This is a genomic window from Lichenicola cladoniae, from assembly GCF_013201075.1.
Classification (GTDB): Bacteria; Pseudomonadota; Alphaproteobacteria; order Acetobacterales; family Acetobacteraceae; genus Lichenicola; species Lichenicola cladoniae.
The window spans coordinates 4,139,964-4,159,541 of sequence record NZ_CP053708.1 but is presented as its reverse complement, the minus strand read 5'-3'; the positions used below and the strand labels follow the sequence as shown (position 1 = coordinate 4,159,541).

Sequence of the window (19,578 nt, the reverse complement as noted above, 5' to 3'; positions counted from 1 at the left end):
CATGACCAAGTCGGAATTGATCGCCGAGCTTGCGTCCGCCAACCCGCATTTGCGCACGGTCGATATCGAGCTGATCGTCTCCACCATCTTCGACGAAGTCACTGCGGCCCTTGCACGCGGCGAGCGAGTCGAGCTTCGTGGCTTCGGTGCCTTTACCGTCAAGCAACGGGATGCACGCACCGGTCGCAATCCGCGCACGGGTGAGCCGGTGGCGGTCGACGAGAAGGTCGTGCCGTTCTTCAAGGCCGGAAAAGAGTTACGCGAGCGGGTTAACCAGCGTGCAAGTCGTCACCGCTGACACGTTACTATCGTCATGGTTGCAAATTAGTGACTAGTGTTGCATATTTGCATCGAGTTCGTCCCGCTCAGTTTGTTCTTGATTCGTTCGCGTCTGCTCCTTACCCTTTGACAGGTAGAAGGGAGGCCAGATGATGCAGCATTCGACCCGTCCGACGCGCTTCCGGACCATGCTTTCTGCTCTGGTCACCGGGCTGTGCATGGTCGTCCTGCCCTCGTGCGGCGAGGCGGCACAGGCTGGCCACCATACCAAGGTGACAGCGCATCAGGATAGCCTGCTCTGCAAACCGGCCTCGATGCCGCTCTCGGCCAGAAGCTCCGAACATGGGCACAGGCTGGTGCTTCAGTTGGGCGATGGCCGTTTTTTCGCTCCAACCCGCTCGGCGATGTTCTTTTCCCATCCGGGTGACCGGTGCGCCTGGCATGGAAGCGTCGCTGCCCGCAGCTGATCGCTCCGGCCTGTCGGACGTGACCTTATTCCTGCGCCGCGCCGGCACTTGCCGAGTTTAGTTCAAGGGTGGAGAACCCTCGGCCCAGCTAGTGAGTCAGAGACGCCCGATGTTCAAAAAGAAGGACAGGACGACGCCGGACCGGCCCACTGCCGTCCGTGCTCCGGCGGTAAAGCCCCCCGTATCGGCCGCCGGCCCCGCCAAGATCGCCAAAGCCGCACCGGCTTCCGCAGGTAAGCAGGCCTACGAGGCGCGGCGTGCGGCCAAGGCCGGGATGAACGTCGATAAATGGATGGCCGAGAAGGACCGGCGGGCGAAGGCGGAGCGCGACGCCGAACTGCTTGCCCAGAAGAAGGCCGTCCCGGCAAAGCCAGGCCTGCTGCGTCGGCTGCTGGACAAGGCGCACCGGCCGATCTGATCGGCATATTGAAGGACGCTTTTGTCCTAAACCTCGATCCCGGCGTTATAGGCCCCGAAGCCGGGTGTTCGACGCCAGGATAACCAGCCACGCGTTCCACGCGATAACAGCAAGCCGAGCGTCTCACGCTCATGCCGGAGAAATGCCATGCTCGAAGCCAGTCAAGTTCCTGCTGTCGAGCAGCGTCATGGCGACGCGAACAGTGTTGTCGTTGTGCCGGTCATCCTGTCCGGCGGTTCCGGGAGCCGCCTCTGGCCGGTATCGCGCGCGAGTTTCCCCAAGCAGCTCTGGCCGCTGATTTCCGACAAGACCATGCTCCAGGAAACGGCCCTGCGCGGGGTCGGCGCCGGATTTGCGGCACCGGTGATCGTCTGCAACCAGGAGCACCGGTTCCTGATCGCGGAACAGCTGCGTGAAGCCGGCATCGAAGGTGCCCGCATCGTGCTGGAGCCGGTCGGGCGCAACTCGGCCCCCGCGCTGGCCGCCGCGGCCCTGCTGGTGGCCGAAGACATGCCGAATGCCGTGCTCTGGATGATGGCCGCGGACTCGGCCATCACCAAGCCGGAAGCCTTGGCCGAAGCGGTCGCGACCGCCGTGACCGCCGCACGCAGCGGCCGGATCGTCACCTTCGGCATGAAGCCGACACGGCCCGAGACCGGCTATGGCTATATCGAGGCGGGCGCGCCGCTCGATGGCCTGCCCGGCGTGAACGCACTGGAAGCCTTCATCGAGAAGCCGGATGCCGCAACCGCTGCGACTTTGGTAGCGTCGGGGACCCATCTGTGGAACTCCGGCATGTATGTCTTTACCGCAGAGACGTTGCTCGAGGAGATGCAGCTATATGCGCCCGAGGTGCTGTCGGCGGTGCGTCGCGCGGTCGAGAGCCGGGCAACGGATCTCGACTTCATCCGGCTTCAGCCCGAGGCTTTCGCGTCCGCACCCGACATCAGCATCGACTATGCGGTGGCCGAGCGTACCAGCCGGGCAGCCGTGGTCGCGGCCGATCTCGGCTGGTCCGATGTCGGCAGCTGGGAAGCGCTGTGGGAGATCAGTCCCAAGGATGCGACCGGCAATGTGGGCATCGGCGACGTGTTCCTGGAGCACACAACGAACTGCTACGTCCGGTCGGACGGCATCGTCACCGCGGTGACCGGCCTGCAGGATGCGATCGTGGTGGTCACCGAGGACGCCGTGCTGGTCACCCATCGCGATCGCGCCCAGGACGTCAAGAAGGTGGTCGAGCGGCTCCGCGGCGCTGGTCGGCACGAGGCGGTGGCGCATAACCGCAGCTATCGTCCATGGGGCTTCTACGAGAGCCTGATCCAGGGCGACCGGTTCCAGGTCAAGCGGATCGTGGTCAAGCAGGGAGAGCAGCTGTCGCTGCAGAAGCATTTTCATCGTGCCGAGCATTGGATCGTCGTCGCCGGCGTGGCGCTGGTGACCCATGACGGCAAGCAGACCATGGTCCGGGAAAACGAGAGCATCTACCTGCCGCTTGGCTGCGAGCACCGGCTGGAAAATCCCGGCCGCATCCTGCTGACGCTGATCGAGGTGCAGTCCGGTGCCTACCTGGGTGAGGACGACATCATCCGCATCGAGGATGTCTACAACCGTCAGTGATGCCGTTGGCGTCGCGGCACGGGCGCGCCCGGCGACGCCCGCGCGAGCCCGCCCGTCGCACTCAGCTGCGCGCGGGCATCTCGGACAGCAGGAAGTCACGGAACACGGCGACCCGCTTCGAGGTGCGTAACTCCTCCGGATAGACGAAATACGCCTCGACCGTCGGCGGCTTCACATCCATCGAGATCTTCTGCAGGCTGGGGCGATCGACCAGCATGTAATGAGGCAGCGACCCGATCCCGAGGCCAGCCTCGATCGCATCGGCCATCGCCATGAAGTTGTTCACCTCGAATACCGACTGCCGCTTCTGACCATTTGGCCGGCCCAGTCCGGCCAGCCAGTTCACGTCGGCCACCGGCGGATGATGGTTGCCGAACAGGATGATGCGATGGCGGTCCAGATCCTCCGCCGTGGCCGGCGAACCATGCTTGGCGATGTAGTCGGGCGACGCGCATAGCGGCATCTGGATGTCGGCAAGGTGGCGCTGCACCAGGTCGGGCTGACGCGGCGGATGCATCCGGATCGCCACATCGGCCTCGCGCATGCCGAGATCGAGGTCGCTATCCTCGAGGATCAGGGTGATCGAGATGTCGGGATGGGTGTTCAGGAAGCGCGGCAATCTCGGCGCCAGCCAGGATGTGCCGAAGCCGGTGGTGGTGGTCACCTTGAGCCGGCCGGCCGCCTTTTCCTTGCTCTCGGTGAGCAGCGCCTCGGTCATTGCCAGCTTGGCGAACACTTCCCGCACGGTGCGGTTCATCTGTTCGCCCTGCTCGGTCAGGATCAGCCCGCGTGCGTGGCGATGGAACAGCGGCACCTGCAGCGCCTCCTCCAGCGCCGAGATCTGCCGGCTGACTGCAGACTGGCTGAGATTGAGCACATCACCGGCGTGGGTGAAGCTGCCCGCATCCGCGACGGCATGGAAAATCCTGAGCTTGTCCCAATCCATGCTCATCGCTCCGTGCTCATTGACTATGGTGGGTGGGATCAGGGTGGAAATCGCCGCGACTCGATGCCGGACGAGCGGTGCGGCGTTCGTTCATTCTACTCGGCCGCGATCGCGTGTTCAGCCGCCATCTGCTGCGGAGAGACCTTTTCGGTCAAATATCGTTCCGCTTCCAGTGCTGCCATACAACCAGTGCCGGCTGCGGTCACGGCCTGGCGAAATATCTTGTCCTGCACGTCGCCGGCCGCGAACACGCCCTCGACCGATGTGCGGGTGCTGCCGGGCGTGGTGACGATATAGCCCTCGTCATCCAGCTCGACCTGTCCCCGGAACACCGACGTATTCGGCGTATGGCCGATCGCCACGAACACGCCATCCACGTCGAGCCGGCTGCTCTCCCCGGACACCATGTCACGCAGCATCACCCCATCGACCACCGGCGGCGAGCCGCGATCGGTGATGTCCTCGACGACGCTGTTCCAGATCACCGACACTTTCGGGTGCTCGAACAGCCGATCCTGCAGGATGCGCTCGGCTCGCAGACGGTCGCGACGATGGATCAGGGTCACATGGTCGGCGTGATGGGTGAGATAGAGCGCCTCCTCGACCGCGGTGTTGCCGCCGCCCACCACCGCAACCCGCTTGCCGCGATAAAAGAATCCGTCGCAGGTGGCACATGCCGACACGCCGGCGCCGTGCAGGCGGCTCTCGGCCGGCAGGCCCAGCCAGCGCGCCTGCGCTCCGGTCGCGATCACCACGGTCTTCGCCAGGTAGATGTCACCCGAGTCGCCGATCAGCCTGAACGGCTCGCCGGCGCGGCGCGGCGACAGGTCGCACTCCATGATCAGGTCGGACATGACGCGGGTGCCGACATGCTCGGCCTGCGCCGCCATCTGTTCCATCAGCCACGGACCCTGGATCGCGTCGGCAAAACCCGGGTAGTTCTCGACATCCGTGGTGATCATGAGCTGGCCGCCAGGCTGCAGCCCGGCCACCAGCAGCGGCTTCATGTTGGCACGTGCGGCGTAGATCGCGGCCGTGTAGCCGGCGGGGCCGGCGCCGACGACCAGCAGATCGGTGGAGTAGGTCTGGGTCATGATCCAATCGATTCTTCAGGGCACCCTTGCCGCCAGGATATGAGCCTGTTTTGCTGCAGTGCAAGCAAGATGGCGGCCAACCCGGCCTTCCGGATCATCCGCCCGGCGAGGCCGATCGCCGGAAACGGACTTTGCGGCCCAGGCTCGAGTGCAATACAGGTTCGCCAGCATGCAGACGGCAGACAAGATCGGCTTCCCGGACCTCGACGCCATCGACAGGCGGATCGTCGCCGAACTCCAACGGGACGGCCGGATGACCAACGTCGAGCTGGCGAAGCGCGCCGGCATCTCCGCACCGCCCTGCCTCCGTCGCGTGCGCCGGCTCGAGGAGCTTGGCGTCATCCGGGGCTATTACGGCGACAGCGACCCGCACCTGCTCGGCTGGACCATCGTGTTCTTCGCTCTGGTCGGGCTCGACAGCCAGAAGGAGAGCGTGCTGACGCAGTTCGAGACGCTGGTGGCGGACTGGCCCGAGGTACGCGAGTGCCACATGATCCGGGGCGGCGGCGATTTCCTGCTCCGGCTGGTCGCCCGCGACACCGCGCACGAGAACCAGCTCACCCGCCGCCTGACCGAAGCGCCGCATGTCAGCCGGCTGCAGACGCTGCAGACCATCCGCACCAGCCGCGACCTGGCTGGCGTCCCGGTCTGAGAGATCGTTCGAGAATGCTGCTAGGTCGGCGATCCGTCGTGGCTTTCGTGCGCTCCGGTGCTCACGGCCAGGAGGCCGCTCCGCTCCGGTGCTCCGATAGCCAGTATGGGTGCTCCCAAACGGGAGCTCTCAATCGGCCTAGCGCAGTCTCAAACGGTCTCTAGGGCTTCCCCGATAACCGATGCCACCCCTGATCAGCATAATCGTCCCCTGCTACAAGGAGCGACCCAACGTGCGCCCGCTGGTGGCGAGCCTGGACGCTGCCCTGGCCGGGCGCGACTGGGAGGTCATCTTCGTCGACGACGACAGTCCGGACGGCACCTCGGACGAGATCAGGTCGCTCGGCGCCATCGATCCGCGGGTACGCGGCCTGCGCCGGATCGGCCGGCGCGGCCTGTCGTCAGCGGTAATAGAAGGCGTGCTGGCCTCGTCGGCGCCGCTGATCGCGGTCATGGACGGCGACCTGCAGCATGACGAAACCAGGCTGGTGCCGATGCTCGATGCGGTCGCGCAGGGCGTTTGCGACATCGCCGTGGGCTCGCGCCACGTGGCCGGCGGCGATGCGTCCGGCCTGTCCTCGCCATGGCGGCACCGCCTGTCCGAGACCGGCATCCGGATCGCGCAGCGCCTGCTGCCGATGCGGCCCGGCTTCGCACCCCTGGGCGACCCGATGAGCGGGTTCTTCGCCTGCGAACGGCGCTACTTCGAGCAGGTTGCGCCGAGACTTAGCGGCGAAGGCTTCAAGATCCTGCTCGACCTGATCCTGTCTGCGCCGCAGCCGCCGCGCGTGCTCGAGATCCCGGCCCGGTTCCGGCCGCGGATCGCGGGGGAAAGCAAGCTCGACGTGCTGGTGCTGGTCCAGTTCGCGGTCATGCTGCTCGACAAGGCCTGCCGGGGCTACCTGCCGGGCCGCTTCATCGCCTTCGCGGTGGTCGGAGGCGCCGGAGTACTCGTCAATCTCGTCGTGCTGGACCTGATGCGCCGATCCGGGGCGCATTTCGGCACATCGCAGACGGTCGGCACGATCGTCGCGATGGGCGTCAATTTCTGGCTGAACAACGCGCTGACCTATCGCGACCGGCGTCTGCGCGGCAGGCGCATGTGGCAGGGGCTGGCCCTTTTCATGCTGGTCTGCAGCGCGGGCGGTGTCGCCAATATCGGCATCGCGCGGGCACTGCACGATGCCCACCATGGCTGGGAACCGGCCGGCGCCGCCGGGGCCGCGATCGGCGTGGTGTGGAACTATGCCGTCTCCTCGACACTGATCTGGCGCCTGCGTTGAAGGCTTGGGTTTTTGCCCTCGGCGCGCTGACCGTGCTGCGGCTGCTGGTGTGCGGGTTCACGCCAATATCGGCGGACGAGAGCTACTACTGGGTCTGGTCGCGGGCACTGGCGCCCGGCTATCTCGATCATCCGCCGATGACCGCACTCTGGATCCGCGCCGGTACCTCGATGCTCGGCAGCGGCCCGATCGGGGTCCGGTTGCTGGCTCCGCTGTCGGCTGCCCTGGGTACGCTGCTGCTCGCATCCGCCGCCTCCGACCTGTGGGGCGGCACCCGCCAGGAGCGTCGGCGGCGGGGGATCGTCGCCGCGGTGATGCTGAACGCGACCCTGCTGCTGGGCGTCGGCAGCGTCACCATGACCCCGGACACGCCGCTGCTGTTCTTCTGGACGCTGGCGCTCGCGGCACTCGGCCGCGTGCTGGCGACCGGGCGTCGAGGCTGGTGGCTCCTCGTGGGCCTGGCGATCGGGCTGGCGCTGGACAGCAAGTATACCGCCGTCCTGACCGGAGCCGGCCTGGTCCTGTGGCTGCTGACCACCCGCGCCGGACGGTCGTGGCTGCGCACGCCCTGGCCATGGATTGCCGGCGCGCTGGCACTTCTGCTGTTCGCCCCGGTGCTGGACTGGAACGCGACGCACGGCTGGGCAAGCTTCGCCAAGCAGGGAGGCCGAACCGGCGCCTGGCAGCCCGCCCGTGCCGGCCGCTACCTGCCGGAACTGCTGGGCGGACAGCTTGGCCTGGCCACGCCGTTCATCCTGGTGCTGCTGGTGGCCGGCATGATTCGGGCGGTGCAGGCAGGACGACGCGGCGAGGCCGGACCGGCACTGCTCGCCTGGGTGACGCTGCTGCCGCTCGCGGTGTTCGTCCAGCACGCGCTCGGCGACCGGGTGCAGGCGAACTGGCCCGGGCTGCTCTATCCGGGTGCGGTCATCGCCGCTTCGGCCGGTGCGCGCTGGTGGCGGGCTGCGTCGGTGCTCGGTTTCGCCCTCGTGCTGCCGGTCTATGCGCAGGCGACGTTCGCACCGTTCCCGCTGCCGCGTGCGCTCGACGTCACCCTGCAGCGCCTCGCCGGCTGGCCGGAGCTGGCGCTGGCGGTCGGGCGTTCCGGTCCGGGCTTCATCGCCGCCGACGAATACGGGCTTGCCGCCGAGCTCGCGCGCGACCTGCCCGGACGGGTGGTGCTGGGCATCGAGCCGCGCTGGCAGATGTTCCGGCTGCCGCACGACACCGCGGGCGAGGCGACCGGGCTGCTGGTCAGGAGCGAGCGCCGGCACGATGCCCCCGACCCGCGCTACTGGGCAGATCTGGTGCCGGTCGGCGAACTGGTCCGTGAGCGTGACGGCCGCGTCGCCGAACGCTACCGGCTGTATCGGGCCAGGATCCGGCCCGACCTGCCACCGGACCTTGCGGTGCAGATCGCGCGGCTGCCGGCGCCGCGTTAGCGGCTGGTTAAGCCGGATCGGTCACGATGCGTCATCAGGTGAATGACGCAATCGGGGGCGGTGCCGGGAATGGTCAAGCGGCGCGGCAAGGGCGAAGTCGTCAACATCATCATCCGACGCGAGGAGGAGGTGGTGGAAGCCCATCATGGTGGCGCGTGGAAGGTCGCCTACGCCGATTTCGTCACCGCGATGATGGCGTTCTTCCTGCTGATGTGGCTGCTCAACGCCACCACCGAGCAGCAGCGCCGAGGCATCGCCGCCTATTTCAGCCCGCTTGCCAACGTCGAGAACGGATTTTCCGGCGCCGGACTGGTGCCGGGCGGCATAAGCCCACTGGACAAGGGCACCAGCCTGGTCGCCAGGGGTACCGGCGCGCCGCCCGCGGATGCACCGCCACAGACGGTATCGATCCAGACCGCGCCGGGCCAAGTGGCAACCGACGGGGACGGAATACCCGCCACACCCGACAGCGACGACGACGCTCCGCCGTCCGGGCTAGGCCGAACCGCTGCCGTTGCCGGGCAGGGCTCGACCGTCGCACTGGCCGTGGAGCCCGACGATGGCGGCGGCCCGTCCAGCCTGACGCACCACGCCGAAGCTGCGGCCGAGGATGCAAGCCTCAAGGACGCGGCTGCACGGATGCGGAGCCTCGTCGGCGCCGATCCCGCGCTGGCCGAGTTCGCAGGCCAGATGGCGATCGACGTCACACCCGATGGCCTGTGCATTCAGATCATGGACCGCGAAGGGCTGCCCATGTTCGACCGTGGCGCCACCACGCTCAATGCCCGTGCCAGCGCCTTGCTGCGCAAGGTGGCACCGTTCCTCGAGACGCTTCCCGAGCCGGTGTCGATAGGTGGCTATACCGATGCGGCGCCGTGGCCGTCGGGCGGCATCTCGAACTGGACGCTGTCGTCCGGGCGTGCCGATGCAGCGCGCGACCTCTTGGTCCGGTCCGGCCTGTCGGATCGCCGGATCAGCGAGGTGACCGCCTTCGCCGACCGGCATCTGCTGCTGCCCGCCGACCCGTTGGCAAGCGCCAATCGCCGCATCGTCCTGACGTTGCGTCGCCAGCATGCCGGCGGGAGCTGAGCCGCGATGTTCACCATCGGTGGCCTGGTGTTCCTGCTGCTCTGCGTGTTCGGCAGCTTCATCGCGTCGGGTGGCGCGATCGGCCCGCTGATCGCCTCGATGCCGTTCGAGCTGCTCAGCATCCTGGGCGCGGCGGTCGGCAGTTTCCTGATGGCCAATTCGATCCAGGAGATCAAGCATACCGTCGCCGGCTTCAAGAAGACCGTGAAGGGACCAGCCTACAAGAAGACCGACTATGTCGAGATGCTAAGCCTGCTCTATTTTTTCGTGCGGCTGGCTTCGGCCAAGGGCGCCACGGCAATCGAACCGCATATCGAAAGCCCCGAGAGCAGCAGTGCTTTCATTGCTTTTCCGAAGGTGCTGGCGAACCGGCATGCCAGCTCGATGATCTGCGACTATCTGCGCATGGTCGGCATGAATGCCGACGACCCGCACCAGATCGACGACATCATGGCGCGCGAACTGAAAAAGACGCTGGCCGAGGAACTGCACCCGTGCCACGCGCTGCAGAGTATGTCGGACGCGCTGCCGGCGCTGGGCATCGTCGCAGCGGTGCTCGGCGTCATCAAGACCATGTCGAAAATCAGCGAGCCGCCGGCAGTGCTGGGGGAGATGATCGGCGGCGCGTTGGTCGGCACTTTCCTGGGCGTGTTGCTGGCCTACGGCGTCGTCGCGCCGATCGCCGCGAAACTACGGTCGGTGGTGATCGAGGAATCGAAATACTACGAGCTGATCCGCGCGGTGATCGTGGCGCATCTGCATGGAAACCCGCCACAGATCAGCATCGAAAGCGGCCGCAAGATGGTACCGACCCAGCACATGCCGACGTTTCAGGAACTCGAGATCGTGGTCCAGAACCTGCAGATCATTTGACCGTGGCATGCATGAGGTCATTGGCCGGCTGGATGAACAGCATCTGGCGCGAATACGAGATCCACACATGATTGAGGCGAAGGAAGTCCGCGCCCAGCAACGAGGTGCCGCTGGAAATATCGGCCACGGCGAAATGGAAGTTCCTCATCTGCTCGTCCCCGATCTCCAGGCTGCCGAACTGGTGCCGGCGCGCTTTGATAAGATGGTGGTCGATCCCGATCAGTCGCGTGTTGCCCGGATCCGACGCCAGCAGCGTTTTCGTCACTCCGGCCCGTTCGGCATCCTCCTCGGTGATGGTGGTGATGGATGAGCCTGAATCGAGTACGGCGTTCAGCGCCGTGTCGTTGAGCTTGAGATCCAGCTTGATCGCGGTCCCATCGAGCTGGAATGGCACCTGGAAGTACGGGGGGTCGAACGGCTGGATATTCTTGCCGCAGTGATGCAAGAGATAAAGCGCGAAGTGATGGTTCGGGATGTCGATATCGACGTCGTAGTTGGCCATGAAATCGGCGCCGAACAGTCCGAGCACCGGCAGGCCCTGCACGCTGGCGGGCAGGCCCGGCAGGACCGGCAACTCGATGTCGCGCGCATGACCGTAACCCAGGCCCAGGTGCCGGACAGTGACGAGTGGAGCAATGATCGCACCACCGATGCCACCGAGCGTCACCGACCGGCTTCCCATGCCTCCACTCAAGGCGAACCGCTCGGCAGCACTGGATGAAACCGATGACATCACGGCACCGGTATCGATAAACAGCACGACGTCGCGGCCGTCCAGACTGGCCTTCACGGCCGGGATCATCGTATTGGCCAGGAGCGGCAGATCGGCTGCCATCCCGATCCGGCAGGATTGCTGGTTGTCCTCGCTGCATCCGGTCAGCAGCAGCATCAGCAACCCGAAGCAGACTGCGCGCCGGATCGGCAGGGCAGGTATCCAGCCCCATCGGAGGGTCGCTGCTGTCCTGGACATCGCTGGTCTCGAACTTGGTTATGTATCCGGAACAACCTAGGCCTATCGAGCCCGTCAGGCCATGGGTCGGCTCAGGCTGAGGCTTCGTGTGCTTTCCGTGCGATCGCGGCCACGCGTTCGCTGAAGCGCGGGTCGTTGTCGCGCAATCCATCCAGGTCGAACCATGCCGCGTCCAGCGCATCGTCCCCCGCGACCGGCGTGCCGACGATCCAGTCGCACGCGATCACCAGCAGCACGAAATGTGCCCGAAGCGTTCCGTCCGGAGCATGGTCTAACAGGTCGAACCCATCGACCAGCCGCCCGGCATGGGCCCGGATGCCGGTTTCCTCCAGAAGCTCCCTCTCCACCGCCGCGAACATGGTCTCGCCCGCTTCCATGCGGCCGCCCGGAAATCCCCACAGCCCCTGATCCGGTGGGTTGGCGCGCCGCACCAGCAAAACCTGGCCCCGGCGTACCACCACCGAAATGACCGCCGCGACCGGGGCAATCAACTCGGTCAGGCCGTGAGCGAGCGCACCAGCAGCGTGGCCGCTGCCTCGCACAGGATGCGGTCGCTTTCGGAGAAGCGGTTTGCCACCGGGCTGTCGATATCGAGCACGCCAAGCAGCCGTCCGTCCTGGATCAACGGCACCACGACCTCGCTGCGCGACGCGGCGTCGCAGGCGATGTGCCCGGGAAACAGGTGCACGTCCGGCACCAGGATCGTTTCACGCCGCGCGGCGGCCGTGCCGCAGACCCCCCGGCCAAGTGGGATACGCACGCAGGCAACCCGCCCCTGGAACGGGCCCAGCACGAGTTCGCCATCCGCCATGAAATAGAATCCTGCCCAGTTCACGTCCGGCAATGTCTGGAACAAGAGCGCCGCCATGTTGGCCGAGTTGGCGATCAGGTTATGTTCACCGGCGAACAAGGCAGCGAGCGTCTCGAGCAGGCTGTCCAGGTCAGTAGCGGATGTTTCGATCGACAGCGTCGGATACTCCGGGCGAATAGGGCAAGCGTCTCAAGCTATAGCGGGCGGAACCCGATGGCGAGGATATGCAGGCCGGCATCCGCCATTGCCGGATCGGCAGAAAGCGCGCGCTCGATATCCATCGCGGCTTCCTCGTCCTGTTCCATTGCTTCGGTGGAGCCGGTACGCCCGAGTGCGCTCGCCGCCACCGCCAGCCCATGGCAGTGCACGTCGACCAGGCCGGCCTCGGCGAAATGCGCCTCCAGCGTGTGCCGGTCATACAGGGCGAGCGGCGCCTCGTGGTCGCCGTCCCGGAACAGGCCGGCCCGGTTCTCCAGGCGGTCCAGCGCCTCTTCCTGCCGTCCGTCGCGAATGAGTTCGAGCACGAGCGACTTCAGGCCGTCGACATACAGACAGACGGCGCCGCCCGGCCGTAGCCAGGTTGCGAACCGCCGGATCATCGCCTCCGGATCGGCGGCGTATTGCACAGAGCCCAGCGCGAGAACGAGGTCTACCGAACCGGGGGCGATCACCGCCTCTTCCATGCGGGATTCGATCAACGCGAAATCGCCGTCGAACGATTTGGCCTTCAACTCGGCGATCATGCCGGGGGCCACTTCGATGCCGATCACCCGGTGTCCGCGCTCGAGCCAGCGCGGAATCCAGCGACCAGTGCCGCACCCGACATCGACGATGCAGGCGTTCGCCGGCAGGGCGATCGACTGGGCGTATTCCCAGGCCAGGAGGTCATAGACACGCCTGTGCGTCGGGCGCTCATAGCTCTCGTCGTAATCCACCGCGATCGAGCTGTAGAGGCTCGATGTGCTGGATGTCGTCTCAGGCAGGGTGGATGGAGTACCCCCGACAATCAGGTCGATGCTCATCCTGCAAGTATGTCCGGATAAATTTTCCTCGTCATCAGGCTTCGACCGCCAGGGGTTGGTATTCGCTATTGGACCACATCGTTATCGGAGCAACCGGCGGCCGTTTCAGGGATGTCCCGGTCTCGGCATGCAGCTCCGTTGCGGATCGGATTGAGACGGCCCGATCGAGTATGCGGCGGCTGACCAGTGCGCCGACATCGTTCTGCCAGAGCCACAGCCCGTTCGCCTGCCCACGGAAGGATGGCTCGCCGCCCATGCTGCCATGCGGCGTGAAGCCTGCCGCGAGCCCGATCCCCAGCAGTCCGGCAATTTCACGGCCGTGCGCATCGACTACCCCGCACTGCGGATTGACGAGCGCGCCGCCCGGCTGATCCGCCAGGAGCGGGATCACCGTCCCATCCATGTCCAGGACCGGCAGTGCGCGTGGACGGTAGCCGAGGCACGAGATCACCACGTCGGCCTCGTCGAGAACACGCCGGCTCTCGGCCGGGTCGAAGGCAATTCCATCCTGGTCGGGATCACCTGCCAGGCGATGCAGCGTCACGCGTGGTTCTGCCGGCTGACCACCGACGCCAAGGAGTTGCATCACCAGGTCGCGTGAGTCGAACCGCAAGCCGCCGAATCGGAACACGAAGCCGCTCACCGGACACAGGTCATCCGGCCCGAAGGCGAGATAGCCGTCTTCGCGGGCGGCATCGGCGGAAGGGTAGAACAGCGTGAGCGTCCGGCGATGCATCAGGGTGATGGCACCGGCCTGCAACTGGCTACCGAGACTTTCCAGCAAAAGCCGGACGGTCGCCACGGCACTGGTGGAACCGCCGATCACCACGATGCGCGGGTCGGCGACCCCGGCCAGACGGCGCCGTATGTCGGTCAGGCCCGCCGCGGTCAGAGCCACGTCGGATTGAATGAGTTTGGCGCCGTAATCAGGCAGCAGCGAACCTCCGGCAACCAGTTCGTTCTCCAGCCGCAAGTCCGGCTGATGGCCGCCGCATGCCAGAACGACGCTGGCCGACACGATCTCGGTATCCTGTCCCGTCGCGGTGGAGCGCAGGCGCGTCGACCAGCGTCCGTCAGCGCGTCTCTGGGTATGCAGCGCGGTGTGATGCGTCATGACGGTGCCGTGGGGCGCGTCCCGGACCACCGTGTCGAGCGCCTGCCCGACCTGCTCCATCAACGCGCCGACCAGCGCCAGCGGAACGGCGCCGCGGCCGCAACCGGCGATCGCCAGCGCAGCCGGATGCTTCGCCACCGCGGCAAGCCGCGGATCGGGATTGTCGACGACGCACGAAAGGAAGGTGATGGCCGAGCTGTCCGAATTGATGATGTAGCGGCCGATCCCACCGGCTCCGATATGACCACCACCCTCCGCGATCACCAGGCCGTCCGACAGGAGCCTCGGTAGAAGGTCCAGATAGGAGGCTGCAAGCAGAGGTGCCAAGCCGGCCGGACCGCCGCCGACGATGAGCGCTCCGGTCTCGATCATGTTCGTCATGTGGCGGTCTCCATCAACGGTATGACCCGGTCCGAGAAGCTGTCGAGCTGCGCCAGGGCGGAGTTCATCGATGGTATGGTGGCGAGGGAGGACGGAACCAAGGTCGGGGAAGCATCGAGGCCACAGATTTCCAGAAGGGTCTGGCAGACGATCTTCACCATCTCGCCAGTCATGCCGTCCCACAGGGGAAGCGCGATGATAGATTTCGACACGCGCTCGGTTACCGCCAGGTCGCCACACACCGCTCGGTTGCGGAAGAATGGCTGTTCCGCGACGTGAGGCGCGAAGTAGCACGCAGCGCCGATGCCACGAATCTTGAGGGACGCGACGATCTCATCCCGTGGCATCGCGACCATGCCGGGCGGCAGAACAGGCATGAACTGGTAGGCGCAGCGCAGCCCGTTCATCCGCTGGAACCCCCAGCCCGGCAGCATGCTGCGATAGAGGATCGCCAGGCGTTCGCGGTGACCGACCACGCCATCGAAATCCTTCAGCCGGGTCAGGGCGAGCAGTGCCGAGACCTCACTGATCTTTGAATTCAGCCCCGGCATCGTGGCCGACCGCGGCTCGCCGAAGCCGAAATTACCCATAGTGCGCAGGTCGCTGATCGCTGTCCGGTCCGTAGAGTAGATGACGCCACCCTCACCGGTGCTGAAGGTCTTGGTGGCATGCATCGAAAATACGATTGGAAAGGGGAAACTGGCGCCGAACGCCTCGCCGAACAGCTCGAGGCTGCCCAGGGATGCGGCCGCGTCCACCACGACCGGGATGCCGGTCTCGGCAGCGATGCGCTCGTAGCGCCTGAGGTCGATATTGTTGCCGAATGTCGCGTAGGGAACGATGACCGCGATTTCGCTGCCATATTGGCGGATCAGGCTGTCCTCGGCTGCTGCCGACGCTGCCCAGTCATTCTCGTCGATGTCGCAGAACAATGGTGTCAGACCGACCCAGTCGGCCGCATGGGCAGCGGCTGCGAACGTGAAGGACGGCATCAGGGCATAGCGCCGGCCATGGACATTGCGGTGAGTGCTCGCCCGTTGTGCCTCGGCGCGGTCGACGACGTAACGGATCGCCATCATGAGACCGATTGTGGCGTTGCAGACGGTCAGGCAGGACCCACGGCCGCCGAACATGTCGTTCTCGAGAGTGCGCTCGAAGCGGGTATTGGTCGGACCATAGTTGGTGAACACCCCGGACGCCTCGATCCGCGCAAGATCTGGCCCAAGGCTGCGAAGGCTGGGCGGGTTCGGGCGGATGAACGGGATGTCGAACGTCGGCGAATCAGCATGGCTTTCATCGTTCGACGTGCCGGAATGCAGCTCGCCAAATTGTGTTGAAAGCTCGAGGGTCGCCATCTTTCCGATCCTATCAAACAACTAAAGGGGCAATGCAGAAGTGCCGATCAATGACACCGCAGAAGGCCGTTTCATTAAGCATAGGCAATGAAACACAACCTACGATATACGGTCGGGTAGAAGCCGATTACCGTCGATTTGACACATCTCGACCATATCCAGCCTCGTCCTGATCAATCGGCAGCGTCCATGTGCGCCAGCGGCGGGTTAAGCGTCATCGGGGTCGACCGTCTTGCAACGTCCGGAACGATCAACAGGTCCCTGAGATCGAAGAACGGACGATGCTCGAGCGTGAAGTGCTTGCTGTAGAAGGGGTCGTTCTTGAGGTAGTCGCCATAGCGTTCGATCATCGTCTGCATCTCGTGGAAGAAGCGGGCCTCCTTCTCCGGACGGATCTCGTCGCTTCCACGGCTCAGGGACTCATGATGCTCGGCCAGGAATTCGGGTGTCCAGACCACCTTGTAGCCAGCTAGCCTGACCTTCAGGCAGAGATCGACGTCGTTGAACGCCACCGCAAGATGCTGTTCGTCCAGGCCGCCGACCTGCCAGTAAATGTCGGCGCGGATCAACAGGCAGGCAGCGGTGACCGCAGAAACCTCCTGGGCGAACAACGCCCGAGCCGCATAGCCTGGCTCATCCTCGCCGATGCCGGAATGGGAGTGGCAGGCAACGCCGCCAACGCCCAGGACGACGCCGGCATGCTGAACGCGACGGTTCGGATAGACGAACTTGCCGCCGACGATCCCGACCTGCTCGTCGACCAGCGCCTCGTCCAGGATCGTCCGCAGCCAGGACTTATCCGTCACGAACAGGTCGTTGTTCATCAGGACGAAGAACTCGGCGTCGCTGGCACGCGCTGCCAGGTTGTTGATCCGCGAGTAGTTGAACTCCTCCTCGACCCTGAGCACCCGCACGTTGTCGAGTTGCCCCATCTCTTCGGAGAACTGCATCGCCTCTTCCGAGGTAGACCAGTTATCGACCAGGATGACGTCGAAGTTCTCGTAGTCCGTCCCGGCCAGGATGCAGTCGATGCAGGTGCGCGTCGTCTTGATCTGTTCCTTGTACGGAATGATGATCGTGATCTTCGGCTGCTGCTCCATCTTCCAGTGCACCTTGTACCAGGTGCTGTCGTTGAAGCTGGTGACCTCGGCCGACTTGCCGCGGCGTGCCAGATGGTCGGTGATCGCATAGACCCCGGCATCGACCGCATACTGCTTGGCCGACGTGCTACTGGCGGTCGAGGTTTCCGACTTGCGCCAATGATACAGCACCTCCGGGACATGGTGGATCTCGTCCGGCCGCAGCACTTCCGACACACGCAGGAGATAGTCATGATCCTGGGCGCCGTTGTATTTCGGGTTCAGGAAACCGACCTGCTTCATCGTGGCGCGGTCGAGCATGACCAGGTGGCAGATGTAGTTACAGCCTAGCAGCAGGCGGTAGTTCCAGTCGGTCTTGAACGCCGGCTCCGAATAGTAGCCATTGTCGTCGATCTTATCCTCGTCCGAATAGAGCAGCTTGGCACCGGTACGCTGTGCTTCGGATACCATCAGCTCGAGTGCGACCGGCACCAGCAGATCGTCATGGTCGAAGAACGCCAGCCAGTCGCCGCGTGCCGCCCGCATGCCGGCGTTGGTCGCTGCACTGATGCCGACGTTCTTCATACGCCTGATGACGCGGATGCGCGGGTCGCGCTTGGTGAAGGCATCGATCTGCGCGGTCAGGTCCGGCATCTGGCTGCCATCGTCGATCAGGATCAGCTCCCAGCTCTGCAGGGTCTGGGCGATTACCGACTCGACCGCTGCGCAGAAGTCGCTGATCTTCGGACGCCAGGTCGGGCACACGATGCTGACCAGCGGCTCGGAGCGCGCGATCTCGAACGTCTTGAGGTTGCGGCTGCGCGCGTAGCGCTCTTTCTCGACACGCGTACGAAGCGCCTCGAGATAGGTTCTTGCCCAGGTATCGTAATCGGACAGGTTGTGAACGTGCTTCGGCAGCATCGTCTTGACCTGGCGGCGGAGCCTGGTCATTTCCACATAAAGACGATCGAGCGTGTCGTTGAGATCCAGCAGGGCCGCCTCGTTGCCGTCGCTGACGAAGCTGGTCGTGTAGGGGCTGCCGGTGAGCTCGATATCGTACGGCGCCAGGAAGAAGCGGAACGCTTGCGGATGTGCCTTGCGGAAGGCGATCGGCGGCAGGAACTCGAAGCCGCAATTGACATCGGCACCCATGGCCTTCCCGACGTCGCCGCGATTGCGATTGGCCTTGATGTTGGCGACGTGCGTGCCGTTCGAGGTGACGACGATATTGCACCCGCCGAGCCAGGCATGATCCTGCTCCTCGCGAAGCACCCATCCCTTGATGACGCCTTCGTGCATGCCATCGACCAGGCTGCGGACCGCCGGCTTCCATTTCTCGCTGAAATCGTAGAACTCGAGTTTCTCGTCAGGCGTCGAGATCCGGATGACTTCCCCGCTGACGGTCTGGAACTCGAGCCGATGCGTCTGCGCGTTGAAGAACCGACGCTCGAGCGTGAACTCAAATCCGACCCGGGCGGAGGGGTAACCGGCAGCCCGGACGTCCTGGCGCTCGATAAGGCAGGGAACAGCCGCCACGTTCGCACCGTCGATGATGATGTGCATGACCAGCGGCGTCTCGGCGTCGGCGAAGTTCACCGCCCAACCGCGAACGAGGGTCGAGGACAGGGTATCGAGATGACATTCCACCGACGGTGCAACCGGTAGCCCACTCTGGGTCCAGAGTTGGTCATCGTCCGAAACGGCATCTGCCACGGCGCTGCTCTCCACGGAACGAAGCTTCTCGGCATCGAGGTCCGTCCCGGCAACCAGTGCGATCGTCGGTATCTGGATGGGCTCGGCGACGAGTTGCATGGCGGCATCCGGAACCGGCGTACGACGATCGGACTTGTCGGTTCTATGAGTCTCGATCAACGACCAGATCTCGCGTTCAGTCATGACCTCCCGCACGCGGGCCGCTAACGGGAGTGCGGTAAGATCCTCGATTTCATTGCGGTCGTGATGACGAAACACCTCGTCCCATTCCGCACCTTTGGAGTCGTTTCCACGAACCAGACGGCGACGCCAATGATCGTGCGACCGGATCATGTAGTGGTGGATCCGCCATGAGCCGACCACGACCTTCCCATCGGGAACCACGCCAAGGCCTTCCGATGCCCATTCCACCATCTCGTTGTCGAGGGTGAAGTAGGGACCGTCGCAAACGAAGGCGTGCGGGTTGACGCATTCGATCGTCCGGCTCGGCTGGATGATCGACTTTACATTGCGGTTTGCCGAAAACTGATCCTCAGCTCGATTTAGGAACGTCTCGGTGTTGAGAAGCCCATTCGTGTTCGGAGCGTCGGAGGAGCCAAAAATCAGCCAGTTGATGGCGATGGCCGAGTGATCGCGGTGCTGCTCCAACAGCGATCCAATGTGTGATTCAGGGTCCGCGGGAACCAGATATTCGTCGGCATCCAGGAATGCGATCCAGTCGTACGCGCCACCGAAGCGGCGCAGGCAATCCTCATAGACGAGCTTAGGAACCGGCCTGCCTTCAGGGGTTGGCCACAGTATATGCTCAACATGGAATTCGGCCGCCATTGCATCGATGAGATCGGCCGAACCGTCGGTGGCACCGTTTCCATAGATGATGATCTGGTCGAAGCCGACAAGGCGATGATGGATGATCCATTGTGGGATATCATCGATTTCGTCTTTGACGACCATGCAGATAGCCGAGCGCA

General features: G+C 64.7%; 18 protein-coding genes. 9 read left to right on the top strand and 9 right to left on the bottom strand.

Annotated features, from left to right (window positions below):
- Position 1: 1 nt before the first annotated feature.
- The 4 genes from HN018_RS18785 to HN018_RS18770 all read left to right on the top strand — a co-directional run bounded on the left by HN018_RS18785 (position 2) and on the right by HN018_RS18770 (position 2,784).
- Positions 2-298, top strand: coding sequence for an integration host factor subunit beta (locus HN018_RS18785; protein ID WP_171835096.1), 297 nt, complete (start codon positions 2-4; stop codon positions 296-298).
- 130 nt (positions 299-428) lie between these two features.
- On the top strand, positions 429-746 hold the full coding sequence (locus HN018_RS18780) for a hypothetical protein (protein WP_171835097.1): 318 nt from the start codon (positions 429-431) through the stop codon (positions 744-746).
- Between the two features lie 109 nt (positions 747-855).
- Complete coding sequence (locus HN018_RS18775; protein WP_239478824.1) at positions 856-1,164, top strand: hypothetical protein; 309 nt, start codon at positions 856-858, stop codon at positions 1,162-1,164.
- A 147-nt stretch (positions 1,165-1,311) separates the two neighbouring features.
- A complete protein-coding gene (locus HN018_RS18770; RefSeq protein WP_171835098.1) occupies positions 1,312-2,784 on the top strand; it encodes a mannose-1-phosphate guanylyltransferase/mannose-6-phosphate isomerase in 1,473 nt (490 codons plus the stop codon).
- Positions 2,785-2,845: 61 nt separating this feature from the next.
- On the opposite strand, the gene HN018_RS18765 is transcribed toward HN018_RS18770, so the two are convergent.
- A complete protein-coding gene (locus HN018_RS18765) occupies positions 2,846-3,730 on the bottom strand; it encodes a LysR family transcriptional regulator (RefSeq protein ID WP_171835099.1) in 885 nt (294 codons plus the stop codon).
- A gap of 95 nt (positions 3,731-3,825) precedes the next feature.
- The gene (trxB, locus tag HN018_RS18760; protein WP_171835100.1) at positions 3,826-4,824 is read right to left on the bottom strand and encodes a thioredoxin-disulfide reductase; all 999 of its coding nucleotides are present in this window, start codon (positions 4,822-4,824) and stop codon (positions 3,826-3,828) included.
- 169 nt (positions 4,825-4,993) lie between these two features.
- Between trxB and HN018_RS18755 the strand changes: the two genes are divergently transcribed.
- The 5 genes from HN018_RS18755 (at position 4,994) to motA (ending at position 10,162) form a co-directional block, all read left to right on the top strand.
- Positions 4,994-5,476: an Lrp/AsnC family transcriptional regulator gene (locus HN018_RS18755; protein WP_171835101.1), complete on the top strand. Its 483-nt coding sequence runs from the start codon at positions 4,994-4,996 to the stop codon at positions 5,474-5,476.
- A 181-nt stretch (positions 5,477-5,657) separates the two neighbouring features.
- Entirely contained in the window at positions 5,658-6,758 is a 1,101-nt protein-coding gene (locus HN018_RS18750; RefSeq protein ID WP_171835102.1) for a glycosyltransferase, read from the top strand.
- Positions 6,755-8,200 carry an ArnT family glycosyltransferase gene (locus HN018_RS18745; protein ID WP_239478822.1) on the top strand — a complete coding sequence of 482 codons (1,446 nt, stop codon included), beginning with the start codon at positions 6,755-6,757 and terminating at the stop codon, positions 8,198-8,200. Before HN018_RS18750 ends, HN018_RS18745 begins: the two co-directional genes overlap by 4 nt.
- A gap of 42 nt (positions 8,201-8,242) precedes the next feature.
- Positions 8,243-9,289 carry a flagellar motor protein MotB gene (locus tag HN018_RS18740; RefSeq protein ID WP_171835103.1) on the top strand — a complete coding sequence of 349 codons (1,047 nt, stop codon included), beginning with the start codon at positions 8,243-8,245 and terminating at the stop codon, positions 9,287-9,289.
- A gap of 6 nt (positions 9,290-9,295) precedes the next feature.
- A complete protein-coding gene (gene motA, locus HN018_RS18735) occupies positions 9,296-10,162 on the top strand; it encodes a flagellar motor stator protein MotA (RefSeq protein ID WP_171835104.1) in 867 nt (288 codons plus the stop codon).
- Here motA and HN018_RS18730 read toward each other — a convergent pair.
- The 7 genes from HN018_RS18730 to HN018_RS18700 all read right to left on the bottom strand — a co-directional run bounded on the left by HN018_RS18730 (position 10,155) and on the right by HN018_RS18700 (position 19,561).
- Positions 10,155-11,132: a retroviral-like aspartic protease family protein gene (locus HN018_RS18730; protein ID WP_171835105.1), complete on the bottom strand. Its 978-nt coding sequence runs from the start codon at positions 11,130-11,132 to the stop codon at positions 10,155-10,157. The two genes, motA and HN018_RS18730, sit on opposite strands and share 8 nt — an antisense overlap.
- Before the next feature lie 71 nt (positions 11,133-11,203).
- A complete protein-coding gene (locus HN018_RS18725) occupies positions 11,204-11,623 on the bottom strand; it encodes an NUDIX hydrolase (protein ID WP_204259577.1) in 420 nt (139 codons plus the stop codon).
- Between the two features lie 5 nt (positions 11,624-11,628).
- Positions 11,629-12,042: a GAF domain-containing protein gene (locus HN018_RS18720; RefSeq protein ID WP_338033993.1), complete on the bottom strand. Its 414-nt coding sequence runs from the start codon at positions 12,040-12,042 to the stop codon at positions 11,629-11,631.
- Positions 12,043-12,137: 95 nt separating this feature from the next.
- Complete coding sequence (locus HN018_RS18715) at positions 12,138-12,965, bottom strand: class I SAM-dependent methyltransferase (protein ID WP_171835106.1); 828 nt, start codon at positions 12,963-12,965, stop codon at positions 12,138-12,140.
- A 34-nt stretch (positions 12,966-12,999) separates the two neighbouring features.
- Entirely contained in the window at positions 13,000-14,460 is a 1,461-nt protein-coding gene (locus tag HN018_RS18710; RefSeq protein WP_171835107.1) for an aminotransferase DegT, read from the bottom strand.
- Positions 14,457-15,815, bottom strand: coding sequence for a DegT/DnrJ/EryC1/StrS family aminotransferase (locus tag HN018_RS18705; RefSeq protein WP_171835108.1), 1,359 nt, complete (start codon positions 15,813-15,815; stop codon positions 14,457-14,459). Before HN018_RS18705 ends, HN018_RS18710 begins: the two co-directional genes overlap by 4 nt.
- A gap of 173 nt (positions 15,816-15,988) precedes the next feature.
- Positions 15,989-19,561 (bottom strand): glycosyltransferase, encoded by a 3,573-nt coding sequence (locus HN018_RS18700; RefSeq protein WP_171835109.1) that lies wholly within the window; start codon positions 19,559-19,561, stop codon positions 15,989-15,991.
- Positions 19,562-19,578: the final 17 nt, after the last annotated feature.

Excerpts from the sequence above, each read along its gene's own strand:
- trxB (WP_171835100.1), bottom strand. The coding sequence starts at position 4,824 with ATGACCCAGACCTACTCCACCGATCTGCTGGTCGTCGGCGCCGGCCCC.
- HN018_RS18730 (WP_171835105.1), bottom strand. The coding sequence starts at position 11,132 with ATGTCCAGGACAGCAGCGACCCTCCGATGGGGCTGGATACCTGCCCTG.
- HN018_RS18750 (WP_171835102.1), top strand. The coding sequence starts at position 5,658 with ATGCCACCCCTGATCAGCATAATCGTCCCCTGCTACAAGGAGCGACCC.
- HN018_RS18710 (WP_171835107.1), bottom strand. The coding sequence starts at position 14,460 with ATGACGAACATGATCGAGACCGGAGCGCTCATCGTCGGCGGCGGTCCG.
- HN018_RS18705 (WP_171835108.1), bottom strand. The coding sequence starts at position 15,815 with ATGGCGACCCTCGAGCTTTCAACACAATTTGGCGAGCTGCATTCCGGC.
- motA (WP_171835104.1), top strand. The coding sequence starts at position 9,296 with ATGTTCACCATCGGTGGCCTGGTGTTCCTGCTGCTCTGCGTGTTCGGC.
- HN018_RS18740 (WP_171835103.1), top strand. The coding sequence starts at position 8,243 with ATGACGCAATCGGGGGCGGTGCCGGGAATGGTCAAGCGGCGCGGCAAG.
- HN018_RS18715 (WP_171835106.1), bottom strand. The coding sequence starts at position 12,965 with ATGAGCATCGACCTGATTGTCGGGGGTACTCCATCCACCCTGCCTGAG.
- HN018_RS18755 (WP_171835101.1), top strand. The coding sequence starts at position 4,994 with ATGCAGACGGCAGACAAGATCGGCTTCCCGGACCTCGACGCCATCGAC.
- HN018_RS18780 (WP_171835097.1), top strand. The coding sequence starts at position 429 with ATGATGCAGCATTCGACCCGTCCGACGCGCTTCCGGACCATGCTTTCT.
- HN018_RS18775 (WP_239478824.1), top strand. The coding sequence starts at position 856 with ATGTTCAAAAAGAAGGACAGGACGACGCCGGACCGGCCCACTGCCGTC.
- HN018_RS18765 (WP_171835099.1), bottom strand. The coding sequence starts at position 3,730 with ATGGATTGGGACAAGCTCAGGATTTTCCATGCCGTCGCGGATGCGGGC.
- HN018_RS18785 (WP_171835096.1), top strand. The coding sequence starts at position 2 with ATGACCAAGTCGGAATTGATCGCCGAGCTTGCGTCCGCCAACCCGCAT.
- HN018_RS18700 (WP_171835109.1), bottom strand. The coding sequence starts at position 19,561 with ATGGTCGTCAAAGACGAAATCGATGATATCCCACAATGGATCATCCAT.
- HN018_RS18770 (WP_171835098.1), top strand. The coding sequence starts at position 1,312 with ATGCTCGAAGCCAGTCAAGTTCCTGCTGTCGAGCAGCGTCATGGCGAC.